Here is a 228-nt window from a genome sequence, read left to right on the forward strand (position 1 = left end):
CGCTATTGCTGTCCAGCAGGGAGCTGCTGTGGAGCAGAGACGGTCGCGGTTTTGAGCAGCACTGCGACGTGCAGCGTATCGAGGAACTCCACCACCTCAATCACCTTGCCATTTTCAAAGGTGATCTTGTCCATGATCTCGGTGTCGAAGTCCGTGGAAACATGGCGCGTATGCCCCTCGCGATGGACGGGTGCGACATCGCCGTCGATATGGACGTCGACGAACTTC

At 57.5% G+C, this 228-nt stretch carries 1 protein-coding gene; it reads right to left on the bottom strand.

The features are described 5' to 3' along the window. Positions 1 to 2: 2 nt before the first annotated feature. The coding region (locus ACPYOJ_RS37305) for a nuclear transport factor 2-like protein (protein ID WP_481420675.1) at positions 3 to 228 on the bottom strand (226 nt) is incomplete at its 5' end.

This window comes from Rhizobium sp. SVR5-9E, assembly GCF_056755095.1.